Source organism: Pandoraea sp. XY-2 (assembly GCF_004193915.1).
Taxonomy (GTDB): Bacteria; Pseudomonadota; Gammaproteobacteria; order Burkholderiales; family Burkholderiaceae; genus Pandoraea; species Pandoraea cepalis.
On the sequence record NZ_CP030849.1, the window covers coordinates 1,505,759 to 1,522,930 of the forward strand.

Genomic DNA, 17,172 nt, shown 5'->3' on the forward strand with positions numbered 1-17,172 from the left:
TTCCATATTTGGTTAATGCGAGGCGAAGAGGTGCCGCTGTCCCGCGGCTTACTACGAGAGTCATCATGTCAGTTTCCCTGCGTCCGTCTGCGGCTCAGCGCCCGTCGCGAGTGCGTTTCTGGATGCTCTTCCTGGTCTTCGTCGGCACGGTCATCAACTATGTCGACCGAGCGAATCTCTCCGTGGCCGCCCCGATGCTCAAGCAGGAGTTCGGCCTGGACCCCGTCGCGCTGGGCTTTATCTTCTCGGCGTACGCGTGGACCTACGTCATCGCGAACATTCCGGGCGGCTGGGTCATCGACCGTTTCGGTACGCGTGCGATTTATGGCGTCGCCATTCTCGGTTGGTCGATGCTGACATTCATGCAAGGCTTCGCCTCGCGCTTTGCCGCGTTGTTCGCCATGCGTCTGGGCGTGGGTATCGCCGAAGCACCGACGTTCCCGGTCAATAACCGCGTGGTCTCGATCTGGTTTGCGCAACGTGAGCGTGGGGTGGCCACCAGTGTCTATCTGGTGGGCCAGTACATCGGCATGGCGGCCCTCACGCCCGTACTGTTCTGGATCGCCCACACGTGGGGCTGGCGCGAAATCTTCTACGCGACCGGTCTCCTGGGCATTGTCTGGGCGGGCGTGTGGTTCGTCGGCTATCGCGACCCGGATCAATGTGCCTGGGTGAACGCCGCCGAGCTGGCGCACATTCGTCGCGGTGGGGCGCTTGTCGAGGTGGCGCCAACCGATCGGTCCGCCGCGAACGCTTTCCCGTGGCGCAAGTTGCTCGCGCTGTTCCGGAATCGTCAGATCATCGCGATCTGCGTGGGCAAATTCGCGTCGCTCTCGTCGCTGTACTTCTTCCTGACGTGGTTCCCGACGTACCTGATCACCGAGCGCCACATGACGGTGCTCAAGGCGGGCGGCATGGCGTCCGTGCCCTTCGTGGCGGCGTCCATCGGCGTGGTTTGCGGCGGCCTGCTCTCGGACTGGCTACTGCGTCGCGGCGTTGCCGTGGGGACGGCGCGCAAGACGCCCATCGTGACCGGCTTGTTGCTGGTGCCGACCATGTCGCTCAGTGTGCTGACCGACGCCAACGGCCTTGTGATCGCCATCATGTCGTTCGCGTTCTTCGCGCAAGGCGTGGCCTCGGCCTCGTGGTCGCTGGTGGCCGACATCGCGCCGAAGGGCATGGTGGGCATCACGGGCGGGGCGGTGAACTTCGCCGGTAACCTGTCGGGCATCGTCACGCCGATTGCGATCGGGTTCATCGTCAAGGCGACCGGATCGTTCGGCTGGGCGCTCGGGCTTATCAGTCTCTTCGCGATCGCCGGCGTGTTGTGCTACCTGTTGCTGCTGGGCGAGGTCAAGCGCATCGAGCTCGATGACGACGCGCCCGGCGAGCGGGGGGAGCGGGGCGAGGGCAATGGTGCCAACGCGGATGCGCGCGCGGTTTGAACGGCCCGACCGACGTCACGCGGCCACGGCTTGACGGCGATAGTCGCCGGGACGCGCCCCGGTCCATTTTCGGAACGCACGAAAGAACGCGCTCGGATCGGCAAAGCCAGCGACAGGGCAATCTCGAGCATCGGCTTGGACGTGTGGCACAGCGCATGAATCGCGAAATCGCGCCGCAGTTGGTCTTTGATCGACTGATACGACTGCCCCTCGTCCTCCAGTCGCCGACGCAACGTCGACGGTGTGGTGTGGAACTCGCCCGCCAGCGCGTCGAAGGCCGGCCAGCGATCGGTCGGCATCGTCTTCAAACGCCGCCGCACGCGCGCGACCATGCCCTTCGTATTCTTGTATTTGAGGATGATGTTACCCGGCGCCGCGCGCAGGAATTCCTTCACCGACGCGTCGTTCTGCACCACCGGCAAGTCCAGGCAGGCCGCATCGAATTCGATGGCCGTATGTGTCGCGTGGAACACCAGACGCGGGGAGTACATCGTCCGATACTCGTCGCTGTATGCCGGCTCGGAAAATGAAAAATAGGCTGTGCTCAACGGCACCCGACGCGCGATCAGCCAGCACGTCAGCGCATAGAAGAGAATCAGCAGTGTTTCGTGCCCGAAGATGCGTGGCGACCGTTCGTCCGCGCGCTCACGGACTTCGAGTCGGGCCAGCGCGCCGTCCCGCACCAGGTGCATCTGCAGGTCGTCGAGCAAGAGTCCCATGAAACGCGTTGCACGTTGCAGCGCCTGCTCGAGGGTGCGGCACGCGACGACGGTGTGACACAGCATCGCAAAGCTGCCGACTTTCATGCGGCGCGAATCCTGCCCGAAGAATTCGTCGTCGAGCGCGACACTGATCAGCCGCCACAGCTGCGCATAGCGATCCGCGGAAACGCGGGCTTGCGGGTGCGCGAGCAGCGATGGCGCGATATCCGCGGCATGCAGCAATGCCGCCGGATCGCCGCCGAGCCGCTCGACGTGCGCCAATGCGTTAATCACGAAATGAATCGAAATGCTGCCTTTTTCCATGCGTCGCGAAACGGAACATCGTAGCCAGGGGACGCAACGATTCTAGCAGTGCGGCCCCTGAAGACGCCTCCGATGCCGTCCGAAAACAGGATCGGCGCTTTCCGAATTCGCGTTCAGCGTATGACAACGAGACTGGCGACGACTTATTTCGGTGCCATGCGCAGCGCGCCGTCGAGACGAATCACTTCGCCGTTGAGCATGACGTTCTCGACGATATGGCGCACCAGCGCGGCATATTCCGACGGACGACCAAGGCGCGGCGGGAACGGTACCGAAGCGCCCAGCGCGGCCTGCACCTCCGGCGTCATGCCGGCCATCATCGGCGTTTCGAAGATGCCCGGCGCAATCGTCACCACGCGCACGCCAACGCGCGCCAGCTCACGTGCGGCCGGCAGCGTCAGGGCGGCAACGCCGCCCTTCGAGGCCGCATACGCGGCTTGCCCGATCTGTCCGTCGAACGCGGCGACCGACGCCGTGTTGACGACCACGCCGCGTTCGCCCTCGGCGTCGGCATCGCCCGTGGCCATGGCCGTTGCCGCGATGCGCAGCACGTTGAACGTGCCGATCAAATTCACATTGACGATGCGGGCAAAGCTGTCGAGCCGGTGCGGGCCGTGCTTGCCCAGAATGCGTTCGCCCATGACGAGCCCGGCGCAGTTGACCACGCCGTTCAGACGGCCGAACGCGCTTTGGGCCGTGTCGACCAGGCGCTGAACGTCGTCTTCGCGGGTAATGTCGGTCGCGACGAAACGCGCGGCGTCGCCCAATGCCTCGGCCTGTCGGGCGCCGGCCTCGGCGTTGATGTCACCGAGCACGACCTTGGCGCCCGCGTCGACGAACATGCGGGCGGTGGCTGCACCGAGACCCGACGATGCGCCGGTGACGAGAAAGACACGATCCTTGATTTGCATGGGCTGCGATTCCTGAAAGAAAAGCGCGTCGAGGTTCAGACCGCGCCGGCAGAAGTCTGCGCGGCCTTGGCGATTTCCTGGTTGCGCAAGATGAAGCGCTGAAGCTTGCCGCTCGGTGTTTTGGGCAGTTCGGCGACGAATTCGATTTCGCGCGGATAGGCGTGCGTGGACAGCCGGTGGCGGACATGCGCTTGCAATTCCTGCGCGAGCGCGTCCGTCGGCGCGAACTGCGGGTGCAGCACGACGAACGCCTTGACCAGTTCGGTGCGCTCCGGATCCGGTTTGCCGACCACGGCGGTTTCGATCACCGCGGGGTGCTCGATCAGCGCACTCTCGACATCGAACGGCCCGATGCGATACCCGGCCGACGTGATGACGTCGTCGTTGCGTCCGACGAAGCTGATGCTGCCGTCGTCGTTGCGCTCGACAGTGTCGCCGGAGAGATAGTACTCGCCCACGAACGCAGGCGTGTCCCGCTCCCAGTAACCGTTGAACCACATCAGCGGCGATTGCCGTCGATCGAGGGCGAGCACGCCCGGCTGCCCGACCGGGCACTCGCGTCCGTCGTCATCGAGCACGACCACGCGATGTCCCGGCGACGCGAAGCCGGCAGTCCCGGCTCGCACGGGATGGGCCAGCGCATGGTGATTACAGACGACCATGCCGAGTTCAGTCTGCCCATAGTGGTCATGAATGGTGACGCCGAGGTGCTCGGCAAACCAGCGGATGACTTCGGGGTTGAGTGGCTCGCCCGCACTGGACACGGCGCGCAGCTTTCCTTTTACGGGCGCGGCCGCCTTGTCGCCGCCCGCGATCAGCAGGCGAAAGGCGGTCGGTGAGCCGGCCAGATTCGTGATACCCAGTTTCTGGATGATTCGGTACGTACTTTCGACGTTGAAGGGGCCGTCGTAGAAGGTGGTGGGAATGCCCATCGCGAGCGGGCCCGTCACCGCGTAGTAGAGGCCATAGGCCCAACCCGGATCGGCAATGTTCCAGAACGTATCGGTCGGTCGCAGATCGACGGCGTCGCGCATGTAGCCGACGAACGCCAGGATCGCGCGCAATGGCACCATGACCGGCTTTGCGGCGCCGGTCGTGCCCGAGGTGAACATCATCAGAAACGGATCGTCGCCGCGGCGCAGCACCGGTGCGAAGTCGGGGGCGTGTTGCTCGACTTCATGCCAGAAGCTGAAGTCGCCCCGGCGCACCCCTTGCCCGCGCGGTCCGCTGACCGTGGCGACGGGCGGGCAGAGGGCCACTTCGTCGAGTTTGGCCCGATTGGCACCGTCGGTCACCACCAGCTTGCTCTGGGCGCTGTGCAACCGGTGTTCGATGGCCTTCGGGCCGAATGCCGTGAAGAGCGGTTGATACACCGCGCCCGCGCGCCAGGTGCCAAGAATCGTCACGAGCAGTTCGGGGGTGCGCGGCAGCAGCCCGCTCACGCGGTCGCCGGGCTGCACGCCCTGTTCGCGAAGGAAATTGGCAAAGCGCGCGGAGAGCGTTTGCAATTGACGAAACGTCCACGTCTGGCTCGTGCCGTCTTTCCCTTCCCAGAACAGGGCGATGCGCCCGGGAAGCGCGTGGCGGTCACAGCACTCGACGCACGCGTTCATCGCGTCGAGTTGGCCGGCAAGCGTGGCGCGCACGGTCGCGTCGAGGTCGAACGCGCGGTAGGTGTCGGCGTAGTCGGCAGTCATGGGTCGTCTCCTGTAGTCGGATGCCGGTCCGCAACAGCGCGCCTATGATGGAAAGGCTCGGGCACGCATCGCGGACCGCCGTGGCGCCGTCTTGATCCGGGACGCGGCGCTCACTCGGCATTGGCAAAATTCATCCTAATGCGTGGCGTCGGCGAGAGGCAATGCCCAAACGGGTCAGAGTACGTGAGGGATTTATCCACTCCGTCAGTGGGGACTTGAATGGTGGCGGGGCTCCCCGCCGGGCAAGGCGCTTCAGTGACGCAGACCGAACCGAGGGTTTTACCGAGGGTGGCTTCGTCCGTTTCCGATGGCAATTCCGCTCATGCAGTTTGCTGCTTTTGGCTATGGTGCCGATGCGGCGCGATCCCTACACTGATTCCATTGATAGGGCACTGGTGCTGGCGATCCCTTCGGATAACGGCAGGGTGCAGGAGACAGAACATGGATTTCTATACCGAAGACCAACGCATGATTCGCGACATGGCGCGCACGTTTGCCAGCGAGCAGCTTGCGCCGAATGCCGCGCAATGGGACCGCGACTGCGCGTTGCCCAACGCCATGGTCGCGCAAATGGGCGAGCTTGGTTTGCTGGGGATGATGGTGCCCGAAACGTACGGCGGCTCGTACACGGATTACACGGCGTATGCCCTGGCGATGGAGGAGATTGCCGTCGGTTGTGCGTCGACAGCCACGATGATGTCCGTCCACAACTCCGTGGGTTGCGGGCCGATTTTGAAATTCGGTACCGACGCGCAGCGTGAGCGCTGGTTGCCGGATCTGGCTGCCGGTCGGAAGATCGGAGCGTTCTGCCTGACTGAACCGCAGGCCGGGTCGGAGGCCAATAATCTGCGAACGCGTGCCGAGCGCCGCGGCGACAAGTGGGTGCTCAACGGCAGCAAGCAGTTCGTGACGAACGGCAAGCGCGCGGCGATCGCCATCGTGTTCGCCGTGACGGACCCCGCGGCCGGCAAGCGTGGCATCTCGGCGTTTATCGTGCCGACGCATACCCCGGGGTTCGAGGTGGGGCATCCCGAGCACAAGCTCGGTATCCGGGCGTCGGATACGTGCCCGATCACCCTCGTCGACTGTGAAGTGGGCGACGATGCGCTCCTTGGCGAACCGGGGCAGGGACTGAAGATTGCGTTGTCCAATCTCGAGGGCGGGCGCATCGGCATTGCCGCGCTCGCGCTCGGCGTGGCGCGGGCGGCGTTCGAAGCAGCGCTACGGTATTCCGGCGAGCGCCAGCAGTTTGGCAAGCCGATCCGTGAGCATCAGAGTATCGCCAACATGCTGGCGGACATGACGACGCGTATCAACGCGGCAAGATTCCTGATCCTGCACGCGGCGGCGTTGCGCACCCAGGGATTGCCGTGCCTGTCCGAGGCGTCGCAGGCCAAGCTGTTCGCGTCGGAGCTGGCGGAGTCGGTGTGCTCCGACGCCATCCAGATTCACGGCGGCTACGGCTATCTCGAGGACTATCCGGTGGAGCGTCACTACCGCGATGCCCGTATTACGCAGATCTACGAGGGTACTAGCGAGATTCAGCGTCAGGTCATTGCCCGCGCGCTGGACTGATCGCGAAACGGCAAACGTGGCAAGCGATACGGCGACGAGATCATGGGCCTGGCGGCGACGATTGGCGCAGCATGGCCAAAGGGGAGGGGGAGTGACTCAGCATGAGCGCGCCGTCGAGGCGCAAGACGAAGTGTTGTTCGACGTGGTCAATGGATTCGGCGTTATCACCCTGAACCGGCCGAAGGCGTTGAACGCGATCACGCACGGCATGGTGCGATCGATGTGGCGCCAGCTCAATGCGTGGGCCGACGACCCCGCGGTGCGGGCCGTGTTGATCGAAGGCGCGGGCGAAAAGGCGTTCTGCGCAGGCGGCGACGTGCGAGCGCTCTATGAAAGCCGCGTGAACGACGCGAGCGATCACCAGGCGTTCTTCATCGACGAATACCGTCTCGACTATCTGATACACCGGTACCCGAAGCCATATATCGCTCTGCTCGACGGGATTGTGATGGGAGGCGGCATGGGCGTCGCGCAAGGGGCGGCGCTGCGTATCGTTACGGATCGCACTCGACTGGCGATGCCGGAGACGGGCATCGGCCTGTTTCCTGACGTGGGCGCCAGCTGGTTCCTCGGGCATCTGGCACCGACGCTTGCGCGCTATCTCGGTCTGACCGGCGCGACCATTACTGCGGCCGATGCCCTGTATTGCGGGCTCGCCGACGTCTGGCTCGAAGGGGACGCGCCGGAGCAATTACGGGCGGCACTCCGGCATTTCAATTGGCCGGAAGATGCACCTGCCAGCGATGCGAAGCTCGACGCAAGCGGGGCAGGAGGAGGTGCAGGCGGTGCAAGTGGGGCGGACGAGGCGGACGACGCTACTGCGGCCAGCGCGGGGGTCAACGCGGGGGCCAACGGCGCATGCCGGGCAGACCGCCATGCGTCGGTATCTGCGTCGGCCGATCTGCTGGAACGGCTTCGATCCGTTATCCTCCCGCTGGGGCGCACGTGGACCGACGCCGCGCCGTTGGCGCACGTGCGGGCCACCCTCGACCGGCATTTCAGCGCAATCGACGTGCCGGGGATTGTGGCGTCGCTCGCCAGCGACGCGCAGACCCCCTGGGCCATCGACACGCTCGCGTTGTTGCAGCAGCGCTCGCCGCTGAGCCTGTGCGTGACCGACCGGCAATTGGCGAAGGGACGTCGGCTCGATCTGGCCGACGCGTTTCGCATGGAGCTGGTGCTGGGATATCACGCGTTCGCGTCCGGTGATTTCGTCGAGGGCGTGCGCGCCCTGCTGATCGACAAGGACAAACAGCCGCGATGGCGCTACGCCACCCTGGATGAAGTCCCGCCGGCACAGGTCGAGGCCTTCTTCGTCTCGCCGTGGCCGCAAGGCGAGCATCCCCTGAAAGCGTTGGGAGATCATTGAACTTCGGCGAACGCATGCGACAATGCCCGCTTTGCGGGGGACCGCACCATCCGTTGGAGTCCAGATGCTTGTCGAAATCGCCCGTCTACTCTTAGACCTCGTCTTCTCGCTATTCGGCGCGTTGTTGCTGTTGCGCGTGTGGATGCAAGCGACGCAGTTGCCTCCGCGCAATCCGCTCTCACAAGGGGTGTTCCAGTTCACCAACTGGATGGTGTTGCCGTTGCGGCGTATCGTGCCGGGCGTGGGCGGCATCGACTGGGCGAGCTTGATCGCCGCGTGGCTGTGCGGCATCGTCTATCTGGTGCTGATCACCGCCGTCGTGGGCGTCTCGCCGGTCGCGGTGTTCCCGCGCGGCTTGCTGGTGGCGTTGGTGTTGGTGGCCAAGTGGGGCGCCAACCTCGTGATGTGGATGACGCTGTTGATGGCCGTGCTGTCGTGGGTCAATCCGCGTGCCGCCGCCATGCCGATTCTCCAGCACTTGCTCGACCCGCTGCTGCGCCCGATCCGTCGCGTCATTCCGATGGTCGGCGGCTTCGATCTGTCGCCGCTGGGACTGTTCCTGCTGATGCAGATCCTGCTGATCGTGCTCGCGCGCTTAAGCCTTTTCTTCGCGACGCTCTGATGCATTGGCGGGCAGCGTCGCTGCCTGCCGACACTCACGGGCGGTCGAGTTGACGGGCTATCCCGTTGACTCCATCGACCCCGCTGCCGTCCTCGCTGATGCGGTCGGTGTGGTCGATGCGGACCGCCGGCTGACGACACGCCCACCCGCTTGCCCTGCGTGATGCGCGTACGCCATCGTTGGCCGCGCCGCCTACGCGCGCTCTCTGCCCGCTCGCGCCAGACCCAGCCGATGCAGGACGCGGCGACCATCCTCGGTCACGATCACTTTGGCTTGTCCCTCGTCGACATTCACATGCACCAGACGCGCTTGCTCCAGCGCCGCGACGTCCGGTGGTTCGAGCGCATCGGCATCGATAGGGCCAAGGGATGCGGCCGCCAGCAACAGCGTGGCGATTTCATGCGGGCTCAGCATGGTCATGCTCCTTGAGGCGAAGGCTTTTCGTCAGCGTACCGGGCAAATGTAAGCCCTCGGCTACGCCATGTTTACCGCACGTTACGACTCGCCTCCGACCCCGCCTCCCCAGAAGATCCTTTGACGGTGCTGTGATGCGGCGGCCTGACGGTTCACGTCGGTCGCAAATCGCCGCGCGGTGACGCCGTACGCTAACGTCGGATCGCAAAGCGTCCGGCAAGTTCGTGTATTCGGGTTTCCCCTAGTATGACCGCTTTTTGCGTCTCGATGGCGGGCTTCCCCCCTGTTTTGACAGGGGTTGCCGCGAAACTCGAGGGGGCGCGCGCTCGTCTCGCCATCATTTGAACTATTTTTTTTCTTTTGACGGGGGGTGAATGAAAATATACTTTCTTCGTCACCCATAGAACGCCTTGGTCCATGATTAACGCCGATTCGTTGCCCGCCGATTTGCCGCTCACCGAGCGCATCGTGCGCGCCATGCCCGATCTGACGCCCGCGCAGCAGCGCATGGCGGCGTTCGTGCTCGAAAACACGTTTCGTGCGGCGACCATGCGTATCGACGAATTTGCCGACGCCGTTGGCGTGTCGCTCGCCACTGTCAATCGCTTCGCCCGCGCGCTCGGCTTCGACGGCTATCCGCAATGCCGGGCCGCGATGGTGCGCGGGTTCGAGGCCACACTGGCCCCAATCGAAAGCCTGCGCACGAGCAAAGCGCAGGCGAGCGCCAGCGCCGATGTGATGGCGGCGTCATTGGCGCAGGCCGCCGAGAACCTCGAATGGACGCGTCGCACGCTCGACGCCGGCACTTGCGAGCGTGCCGTCGACGCGATTCTGCAGGCGCGGCGCATCTACGTGCTGGGGCTTGGCGCGAGCGGTTATCTCGCCGGCCTGCTGCATCACGGTCTCGATCCATACTGTGAGAATGTGCAAGCGGTGGTCGGCGCCGGGGGATCGACGCATGCTGCGCGCCAGCTCTTCAAACTGCGCGAGGGCGACCTGGTGATCGCGCTCGCCTTCCCGCGATATGTGACGGACACCATCACGCTTTGCCGACGCCTGCGCGGGCGCGGGGTGCCCTTGTTGGCGCTCACTGACAGCCCGACGTCGCCGTTGGCTCCGCTTGGCGACATCGTGATTTTCGTGCGCAGCAAGCCGCGGCTGTCCAGCAACTCTGAAGCGAGCGTGCTGGCGATGATCGACGCCCTGTGCGACGCCGTAGCCCAACGCGCCAAACACGCCGTCGATCGCGCGACGGAACTCACCGATTTCCTGCTGCCGTGGCTCGATTCCGCCTCGCTGGCCCCGGCGGCCACGGCAGGCCGTCTGGCTAACGTGCCGGCAGGATCGGCCGTGGGTCAAATCGTTACGCCGCAACGCACGGCGGCCGCCACGGTCACGGCAAAGGCGTTGACAAGCGCGGCCACGGCGGCAGGCGTCACGATGCAAAGCCAACCGAACCCGGCCCCACCGGCCACGCCCCGCCTTGCGCCGGGCCGTCTGGACAGAAAGGACAAAGCCTCATGAGTCACACCCAACGCGCGGTCATCGCCATTCATGGCGGTGCCGGAACCATCAGTCGCGACACCTCGCCGGCGGAAATCGCGGCCTATCACGAGGCATTGGCCGACGCCTTGCGCGCGGGCCAGACCGTGCTCGCCGCGGGCGGATCGGCGCTCGATGCCGTCACCGAAGCCGTGCGTCACCTCGAAGATTGCCCGCGCTTCAATGCGGGACGCGGCGCCGTGTTCACCCACGAGGGCACGCACGAACTCGACGCGGCCATCATGGACGGTGCCACGCTCGACGCGGGCGCCATCGCCTGCGTGCATCGCGTGCGCAACCCGATTCTCGCCGCCCGCTCGGTGCTCGAACATAGCCCGCATGTATTGCTCATGGGCGAGGGCGCGGAAGCCTTCGCGGCGGCCAACGGGGCCGAACTGGTCGAGTCCGGGTACTTTTTCACCGAAGGTCGCTACGCCCAATGGCAACGCGCGCTGGCCGATGCGGCGGTTGCGCTCGACCACGACATGCCGCTCAAGAAAGAGCCGATCGATCCCGACACCAAGTTCGGCACAGTCGGGGCCGTGGCATGCGACATGCATGGACACGTGGCGGCCGCGACGTCCACCGGGGGCATGACGAACAAGGCGGTCGGCCGCGTGGGCGACACGCCGCTCATCGGCGCCGGGTGCTATGCGAGCGATGCGACAGCGGCCGTCTCGGCGACGGGGACCGGCGAGGCGTTCATCCGCACGGTGGCGTGTTACGAAGTGGGCGCGCTGATGGCGTACGCGGGCCTGTCGCTCGCCGATGCCGCCGAGCGCGTGATTCACGAGCGGCTGCCGCGCGTGCAGGGTCGCGGCGGCCTGATCGCCGTCGACGCGCAAGGCAACGTCGCACTGCCCTTCAATACCGAAGGGATGTATCGTGGCGTGGCCCGCGTGGGCGAGACGCCCGTGACGTCCATTCACGAGTAACGCTCGAAGGCGAGGGGCCTGGCCGTCATCGGTCTGGGCCTCGGTATCGCCTGGTATCACTTGGTATCACACGGCATCACGCCGAATCAAGATTCAGACCAGCAAGCGAAGATTAGCGAGGACAGGCGTGGCAGAGCGCAAGACAACCCCTACGATTTCGTTGCCCGACGAGCGCGTGCTCGACGTGCGCGGCCTTACCGTGCAGTTCGCGACGTCCGAGCGCATGGTCACGGCCGTGCGCGACCTGTCTTTCCATGTCGACCGTGGCGAGACGCTCGCCATCGTGGGCGAGTCGGGCTCCGGCAAGTCGGTGACGTCGCTGGCCGCCATGCGCCTCGTCGAGACCGGGGGGGGCGCATCGCCCAAGGCTCGATGGTCATGCGCCGCCGCAACGGCTCGCTCGTCGACCTCACGCGCGCGAGCGGCAGCACCATGCGCAGCATTCGCGGCGCGGACATGGCGATGATCTTCCAGGAGCCGATGACCTCGCTCAACCCGGTGTTCCCGGTGGGCGAACAGATTGCCGAATCGATCCGCCTGCACCAGGGCAAGGACACCGGCGCCGCGCGTGCCGAAGCCCTGCGCATGCTCGAACTCGTGCGCATTCCCGAAGCACGCCGCGTGCTCGACCGCTTCCCGCATCAACTCTCGGGCGGAATGCGTCAACGCGTCATGATCGCGATGGCGTTGTCGTGCAAGCCGGGCCTGCTGATTGCCGACGAACCCACGACCGCCCTGGACGTGACGATTCAGGCGCAGATCCTGCAGTTGATTCGTGCGCTGCAAGACGAGATGCACATGGGGGTCGTATTCATCACGCACGACATGGGCGTGGTGGCGGAAGTGGCCGACCGCGTGCTCGTCATGCATCGCGGCGACGCGGTGGAAGAGGGGCCGTCGCGCGAGATTTTCGCGGCGCCGCGCGAGCGCTACACACAGGCACTGCTCTCGGCCGTGCCGCGTCTGGGCTCGATGCAGGGGACCGACCTGCCGGCGCGTTTCCCGCTGCTGCGCTACGACGCCCCGGCCGACGCCAAGCCCCTGGCGGAAACGCCACAACCGCCGGTCAAGACCGACGCCGGCCCGATCCTTCGCGTGAAGGATCTGGTCGCCCGATTCGATGTGCCGTCGGGGTTCTTCGGTGGCGTGAAGCAGCGCGTGCACGCCGTCGAGCGCGTGAGTTTCGATCTGTACCCGGGCGAGACGCTGGGTCTCGTGGGCGAGTCCGGATGCGGCAAGTCGACCACGGGGCGCGCGTTGCTGCGTCTGGTCGCCAGCCAGGGCGGTTCCATCGAATTCGGCGGCAAGCCGATTCAGGATCTCGCCGGACGCGCGCTGCAGCGGCTGCGCCGCGACATCCAGTTCATTTTCCAGGATCCGTTCGCGTCGCTCGATCCGCGCCTCACCGTGGGCTTCTCGATCATGGAGCCGCTGCTCGTGCACGGCGTGGCCAGCGGAGTCGAGGCCGAGCGGCGCGTGGCCGAACTGCTCGAGCGGGTTGGCTTGCCGGCAGATTACGCCCAGCGCTATCCGCACGAGTTTTCGGGCGGGCAGCGCCAGCGTATTGCGATTGCACGGGCGCTGGCCCTCAAGCCGAAGGTCGTGATCGCCGACGAATCCGTCTCGGCGCTCGACGTCTCCGTGCAGGCGCAGATCATCAACCTGATGCTCGATCTGCAGAAGGAGTTCGGCATCGCGTTCCTGTTCATCTCGCACGACATGGCGGTCGTCGAGCGCATCAGCCATCGGGTGGCGGTGATGTTCCTCGGCCAGATCGTGGAGATCGGTCCGCGTCGCGCCATCTTCGAAAACCCGCAGCATCCATACACGAAGAAGTTGATGTCGGCGGTGCCGATTGCCGATCCGGCGCGTCGTCACGCCAAGCGCGAGTTGTTGACGGAAGAGATTCCCAGCCCGATCCGCGCGGTCGGCGACGAACCGCAGGTGCAGCCGCTGGTGGAAGTCGGCGCGGGGCACTTCGTGGCGCGCCACCGCGTGGCCGGCGTGTATTGATCGTGATTCAGTAGCTCAGGCAGTCCCCAGTTGCAGTTCTCGTTGTAGCCACAATGCCCGCCAAGGGATGCAGTCGCAAGACTCGCTCGCGGCGACCCCGTCAGACAAGAAGGAGAAAGACAGATGTCGAAAAACGCTTTGTTGGGCGCTCGCTGGAAAACCGCGATCGCGTCCGTTGCCGTGGCGTCCGCGGTGCTCAGTGCAGCCCCGGCGTTCGCCGCCAAGGATGTCGTGATGGCCGTGCAGTCGACGTTTACGACGATGGACCCGTACGACGCCAACGATACGCTGTCGCAAGCCGTTGCCAAGTCGTTCTACGAAGGCATGTTCGGCTTCGACAAGGACATGAAACTCATCAACGTGCTGGCCGACAGCTATACGGTGTCGCCGGATGGCCTTGTCTACACGATCAAGCTCAAGTCGGGCGTGAAGTTCCAGGACGGCACGACCTTCGACGCCGCCGCCGTCAAGGCGAACTTCGATCGCGTGACGAACCCGGACAACAAACTCAAGCGCTACAACCTGTACAAGGAAATCGCCAAGACGGAAGTGGTCGATCCGCATACGGTGAAGTTCACGCTCAAGGAGGCGTTCTCGCCGTTCATCAATACGCTGGCGCACCCGTCGGCCGTGATCATTTCGCCCGAGGCGCTCAAGAAGTACGGCAAGGACATCGCCTCGCACCCGGTCGGCACCGGCCCGTTCGAGTTCGTCGAATGGAACCGCACCGATTACGTGAAGGTGAAGAAGTTCGACGGCTACTGGAAGAAGGGCTATCCGAAGGTCGACACGATCACCTTCAAGCCGGTTGTCGACAACAACACGCGTGCCGCCGTGATGCAGACCGGCGAAGCCAGTTTCGCCTTCCCGCTGCCGTACGAGCAGGCCGCCACGCTGAAGGCCAGCGGCAAGGTCGATGTGATCGCCGGCCCGTCGATCATCCAACGCTACATCAGCTTGAACACCCGCCAGAAGCCGTTTGACGACGTGCGCGTGCGTCAGGCGATCAACTACGCCATCAACAAGGAAGCCCTGGTGAAGGTGGCCTTCGCAGGCTACGCAACGCCGGCCGACGGTGTGGTGCCCAAGGGGGTCGATTACGCTGCCAAGACCGGCCCGTGGCCGTACAACCCGGCCAAGGCCAAGGAACTGCTCAAGGAAGCCGGTTACCCGAACGGCTTCGAGACGACGCTGTGGTCGGCATACACGTACACCACCGCGCAGAAGGTGATTCAGTTCGTGCAGCAGCAACTGGCGCAGGTCGGCATCAAGGCGCAGGTGCGCGCGCTCGAAGCCGGTCAGCGTGTCGACCTCGTCGAGTCGGCGCCGGATCCCGACAAGGCCCCGGTGCGCATGTACTACGTGGGCTGGTCGTCATCGACGGGTGAAGCCGATTGGGCGCTGCGTCCGCTGCTGGCCTCCGAGTCGTTCCCGCCGAAGCTGTTCAACACGGCGTACTACAAGAACGATGCGGTGGATGCCGACTTCAACAAGGCGCTGCTCACGACCGACCGCGCGGAGAAGGCCAAGCTCTATACCGACGCGCAGAAGAAGATCTGGAACGACGCGCCGTGGGCGTTCCTCGTGACGGAAAAGCTGCTGTATGCGCGCAACAAGAACCTGTCGGGCGTCTACACGATGCCTGACGGATCGTTCAACTTCACCGATATCTCGATGAAGTAAGCGCCGCGCAAGTGTGACGTGCCCGCGCCGCCTGCATTGGCCGGCGGCGCGGTTTACCGCAAGACATGGTTTGGCAAGACGTTCGGCAAGACTGCGATGCTCAATTACTCTCTCAAGCGCCTGTTCGGCCTGATTCCCACGCTGTTGATCGTGGCTGTGCTGGTGTTCGCCTTCGTGCACATGTTGCCGGGCGATCCGGCGCGTCTGGCCGCCGGTCCGCAGGCGGACGAGGCGACCGTGGCGCTGGTGCGCCAGGATCTCGGCCTCGACAAGCCGTTGCTCACGCAGTTCACGAACTTCATCACGCACGCGGTGCGTGGCGACTTCGGGCTGTCGATGCGCAGCAAGCAGCCGGTCTCCGAAGAGATCGGCAGCCGCTTCATGCCGACGCTGTGGCTCACGCTGGTGAGCATGATCTGGTCGGTGATCATCGGCATGGGCCTCGGGGTCGCCTCGGCGGTCTGGCGCAACCGCTGGCCCGACCGGCTGGGCATGACGTTCGCCGTCTCCGGTATTTCGTTCCCTGCCTTCGCGCTGGGGATGCTGCTGATGCAGGTCTTTTCGGTGCAGCTCGGCTGGCTGCCCACGATGGGCGCCGATTCGTGGAAGAGCTATATCCTGCCGTCGATCACCCTCGGGGCGGCGGTGGCGGCCGTGATGGCGCGCTTCACCCGCTCGGCGTTCGTCGACGTGTTGCACGAAGATTTCGTGCGCACGGCGCGCGCGAAGGGGCTCAATGAAATGCGCGTGGTCTTCAAGCACGCGCTGCGCAACGCCATGATTCCCGTCGTCACCATGATGGGCTTGCAGTTCGGTTTCTTGCTCGGCGGCTCGATTGTCGTCGAGGTGGTCTTCAACTGGCCGGGGCTCGGGCGTTTGCTGATCGATTCGGTCGAGATGCGCGACTACCCGGTGATCCAGGCGCTGGTGCTGCTGTTCTCGCTCGAGTTCATTCTGATCAACCTCGTGGTCGACGTGCTGTACGCCGTCATCAACCCGACCATTCGCTACAAGTGAGGCACGCACCATGAACGCGGGTCAACCGACTACTACCGCCAACGCCGCGGCCTCCACCAGCCAAACGCGCGTGCGCACGCCGTGGCGTGAGTTCTGGCGCAAATTCAAGAAGCAGCACATCGCCATGGTCGCCGGGGCGTTTGTGCTCGCGCTCGTCATCATCGCGATTCTTGCACCGCACCTCGTGCCGTTCGATCCGGAGAACTACTTCGACTACGACGCCCTGAACGCCGGGCCGTCGGCGACGCATTGGTTCGGTGTCGACTCGCTGGGGCGCGACATCTTCAGCCGCGTGCTCGCGGGTGCACGGATTTCACTGGCCGCCGGGTTCGGGTCGGTCGCGCTGGGTGCGGTGATCGGCACGGTGCTCGGGCTGCTCGCGGGCTATTACGAAGGCTGGTGGGATCGCATCGTCATGCGCATTTCCGACGTGCTCTTCGCGTTCCCGGGCATTCTGCTCGCCATCGGTGTGGTGGCCGTGTTGGGGAACGGCATGATCAACGTGATCGTCGCCGTCGCCATCTTCTCGATTCCGGCCTTCGCTCGGCTCGTGCGCGGCAACACGCTGGTGCTCAAGCATCTGACGTATATCGAAGCGGCGCGCTCCATCGGGGCGTCGGACTGGACGATCATCATGCGGCACATCTTGCCAGGCACGGTGTCGTCCATTGTCGTGTACTTCTCGATGCGTATCGGCACGTCGATCATCACGGCCGCGAGTCTGTCGTTCCTCGGTCTGGGTGCCCAACCGCCCACGCCGGAGTGGGGGGCGATGCTCAACGAAGCCCGTGCGGACATGGTCAACGCCCCGCACATCGCCATCTTCCCGAGCCTGGCCATTTTCCTGACCGTGCTCGCGTTCAACCTGCTGGGCGACGGCCTGCGCGACGCGCTCGATCCGAAGCTCGATCGGCATTGATGACT

At 64.8% G+C, this 17,172-nt stretch carries 13 protein-coding genes and 1 pseudogene; 10 read left to right on the forward strand and 4 right to left on the reverse strand.

What is annotated here, in order from left to right:
- The first annotated feature begins 65 nt into the window (after positions 1-65).
- Positions 66-1,445, forward strand: coding sequence for an MFS transporter (locus tag DRB87_RS06870; RefSeq protein ID WP_130025359.1), 1,380 nt, complete (start codon positions 66-68; stop codon positions 1,443-1,445).
- Here the strand turns inward: DRB87_RS06870 and DRB87_RS06875 are convergent.
- The 3 genes from DRB87_RS06875 to DRB87_RS06885 all read right to left on the reverse strand — a co-directional run bounded on the left by DRB87_RS06875 (position 1,331) and on the right by DRB87_RS06885 (position 5,078).
- Positions 1,331-2,440 (reverse strand): AraC family transcriptional regulator ligand-binding domain-containing protein, encoded by a 1,110-nt coding sequence (locus tag DRB87_RS06875; RefSeq protein WP_370363661.1) that lies wholly within the window; start codon positions 2,438-2,440, stop codon positions 1,331-1,333. The genes DRB87_RS06870 and DRB87_RS06875 overlap by 115 nt on opposite strands.
- A 173-nt stretch (positions 2,441-2,613) precedes the next feature.
- Positions 2,614-3,381, reverse strand: a complete 768-nt coding sequence (locus DRB87_RS06880) for a 3-hydroxyacyl-CoA dehydrogenase (protein WP_130025360.1) — start codon at positions 3,379-3,381, stop codon at positions 2,614-2,616.
- Positions 3,382-3,416: 35 nt separating this feature from the next.
- On the reverse strand, positions 3,417-5,078 hold the full coding sequence (locus tag DRB87_RS06885; RefSeq protein ID WP_130025361.1) for an acyl-CoA synthetase: 1,662 nt from the start codon (positions 5,076-5,078) through the stop codon (positions 3,417-3,419).
- Between the two features lie 441 nt (positions 5,079-5,519).
- Between DRB87_RS06885 and DRB87_RS06890 the strand changes: the two genes are divergently transcribed.
- From DRB87_RS06890 to DRB87_RS06900, 3 genes are all read left to right on the forward strand, one after another.
- On the forward strand, positions 5,520-6,653 hold the full coding sequence (locus DRB87_RS06890) for an acyl-CoA dehydrogenase family protein (RefSeq protein ID WP_130025362.1): 1,134 nt from the start codon (positions 5,520-5,522) through the stop codon (positions 6,651-6,653).
- Positions 6,654-6,744: 91 nt separating this feature from the next.
- On the forward strand, positions 6,745-8,022 hold the full coding sequence (locus DRB87_RS23460) for an enoyl-CoA hydratase/isomerase family protein (RefSeq protein WP_240756211.1): 1,278 nt from the start codon (positions 6,745-6,747) through the stop codon (positions 8,020-8,022).
- Between the two features lie 64 nt (positions 8,023-8,086).
- Entirely contained in the window at positions 8,087-8,644 is a 558-nt protein-coding gene (locus DRB87_RS06900; protein WP_017233659.1) for a YggT family protein, read from the forward strand.
- 192 nt (positions 8,645-8,836) lie between these two features.
- On the opposite strand, the gene DRB87_RS06905 is transcribed toward DRB87_RS06900, so the two are convergent.
- Positions 8,837-9,058 (reverse strand): hypothetical protein, encoded by a 222-nt coding sequence (locus DRB87_RS06905; RefSeq protein ID WP_130025363.1) that lies wholly within the window; start codon positions 9,056-9,058, stop codon positions 8,837-8,839.
- Positions 9,059-9,475: 417 nt separating this feature from the next.
- On the opposite strand from DRB87_RS06905, the gene DRB87_RS06910 reads away from it, so the two are divergent.
- The 6 genes and pseudogenes from DRB87_RS06910 (at position 9,476) to gsiD (ending at position 17,167) form a co-directional block, all read left to right on the forward strand.
- Positions 9,476-10,582, forward strand: coding sequence for a MurR/RpiR family transcriptional regulator (locus DRB87_RS06910; RefSeq protein ID WP_130025364.1), 1,107 nt, complete (start codon positions 9,476-9,478; stop codon positions 10,580-10,582).
- A complete protein-coding gene (locus DRB87_RS06915; RefSeq protein WP_130025365.1) occupies positions 10,579-11,535 on the forward strand; it encodes an isoaspartyl peptidase/L-asparaginase family protein in 957 nt (318 codons plus the stop codon). Before DRB87_RS06910 ends, DRB87_RS06915 begins: the two co-directional genes overlap by 4 nt.
- A gap of 160 nt (positions 11,536-11,695) precedes the next feature.
- Positions 11,696-13,548, forward strand: a pseudogene (locus DRB87_RS06920) (dipeptide ABC transporter ATP-binding protein).
- A 123-nt stretch (positions 13,549-13,671) separates the two neighbouring features.
- Complete coding sequence (gsiB, locus tag DRB87_RS06925; RefSeq protein WP_130025366.1) at positions 13,672-15,231, forward strand: glutathione ABC transporter substrate-binding protein GsiB; 1,560 nt, start codon at positions 13,672-13,674, stop codon at positions 15,229-15,231.
- A gap of 96 nt (positions 15,232-15,327) precedes the next feature.
- Complete coding sequence (gene gsiC, locus DRB87_RS06930) at positions 15,328-16,248, forward strand: glutathione ABC transporter permease GsiC (RefSeq protein ID WP_026131899.1); 921 nt, start codon at positions 15,328-15,330, stop codon at positions 16,246-16,248.
- Between the two features lie 10 nt (positions 16,249-16,258).
- A complete protein-coding gene (gsiD, locus tag DRB87_RS06935; protein WP_130025367.1) occupies positions 16,259-17,167 on the forward strand; it encodes a glutathione ABC transporter permease GsiD in 909 nt (302 codons plus the stop codon).
- Positions 17,168-17,172: the final 5 nt, after the last annotated feature.

Bases quoted from the DNA above. Each gene is read 5' to 3' on its own strand.
- DRB87_RS06870 (WP_130025359.1), top strand. From the start codon at position 66: ATGTCAGTTTCCCTGCGTCCGTCTGCGGCTCAGCGCCCGTCGCGAGTG.
- DRB87_RS06880 (WP_130025360.1), bottom strand. From the start codon at position 3,381: ATGCAAATCAAGGATCGTGTCTTTCTCGTCACCGGCGCATCGTCGGGT.
- DRB87_RS06885 (WP_130025361.1), bottom strand. From the start codon at position 5,078: ATGACTGCCGACTACGCCGACACCTACCGCGCGTTCGACCTCGACGCG.
- DRB87_RS06890 (WP_130025362.1), top strand. From the start codon at position 5,520: ATGGATTTCTATACCGAAGACCAACGCATGATTCGCGACATGGCGCGC.
- DRB87_RS06900 (WP_017233659.1), top strand. From the start codon at position 8,087: ATGCTTGTCGAAATCGCCCGTCTACTCTTAGACCTCGTCTTCTCGCTA.
- DRB87_RS06905 (WP_130025363.1), bottom strand. From the start codon at position 9,058: ATGCTGAGCCCGCATGAAATCGCCACGCTGTTGCTGGCGGCCGCATCC.
- DRB87_RS06910 (WP_130025364.1), top strand. From the start codon at position 9,476: ATGATTAACGCCGATTCGTTGCCCGCCGATTTGCCGCTCACCGAGCGC.
- DRB87_RS06915 (WP_130025365.1), top strand. From the start codon at position 10,579: ATGAGTCACACCCAACGCGCGGTCATCGCCATTCATGGCGGTGCCGGA.
- gsiB (WP_130025366.1), top strand. From the start codon at position 13,672: ATGTCGAAAAACGCTTTGTTGGGCGCTCGCTGGAAAACCGCGATCGCG.
- gsiC (WP_026131899.1), top strand. From the start codon at position 15,328: ATGCTCAATTACTCTCTCAAGCGCCTGTTCGGCCTGATTCCCACGCTG.
- gsiD (WP_130025367.1), top strand. From the start codon at position 16,259: ATGAACGCGGGTCAACCGACTACTACCGCCAACGCCGCGGCCTCCACC.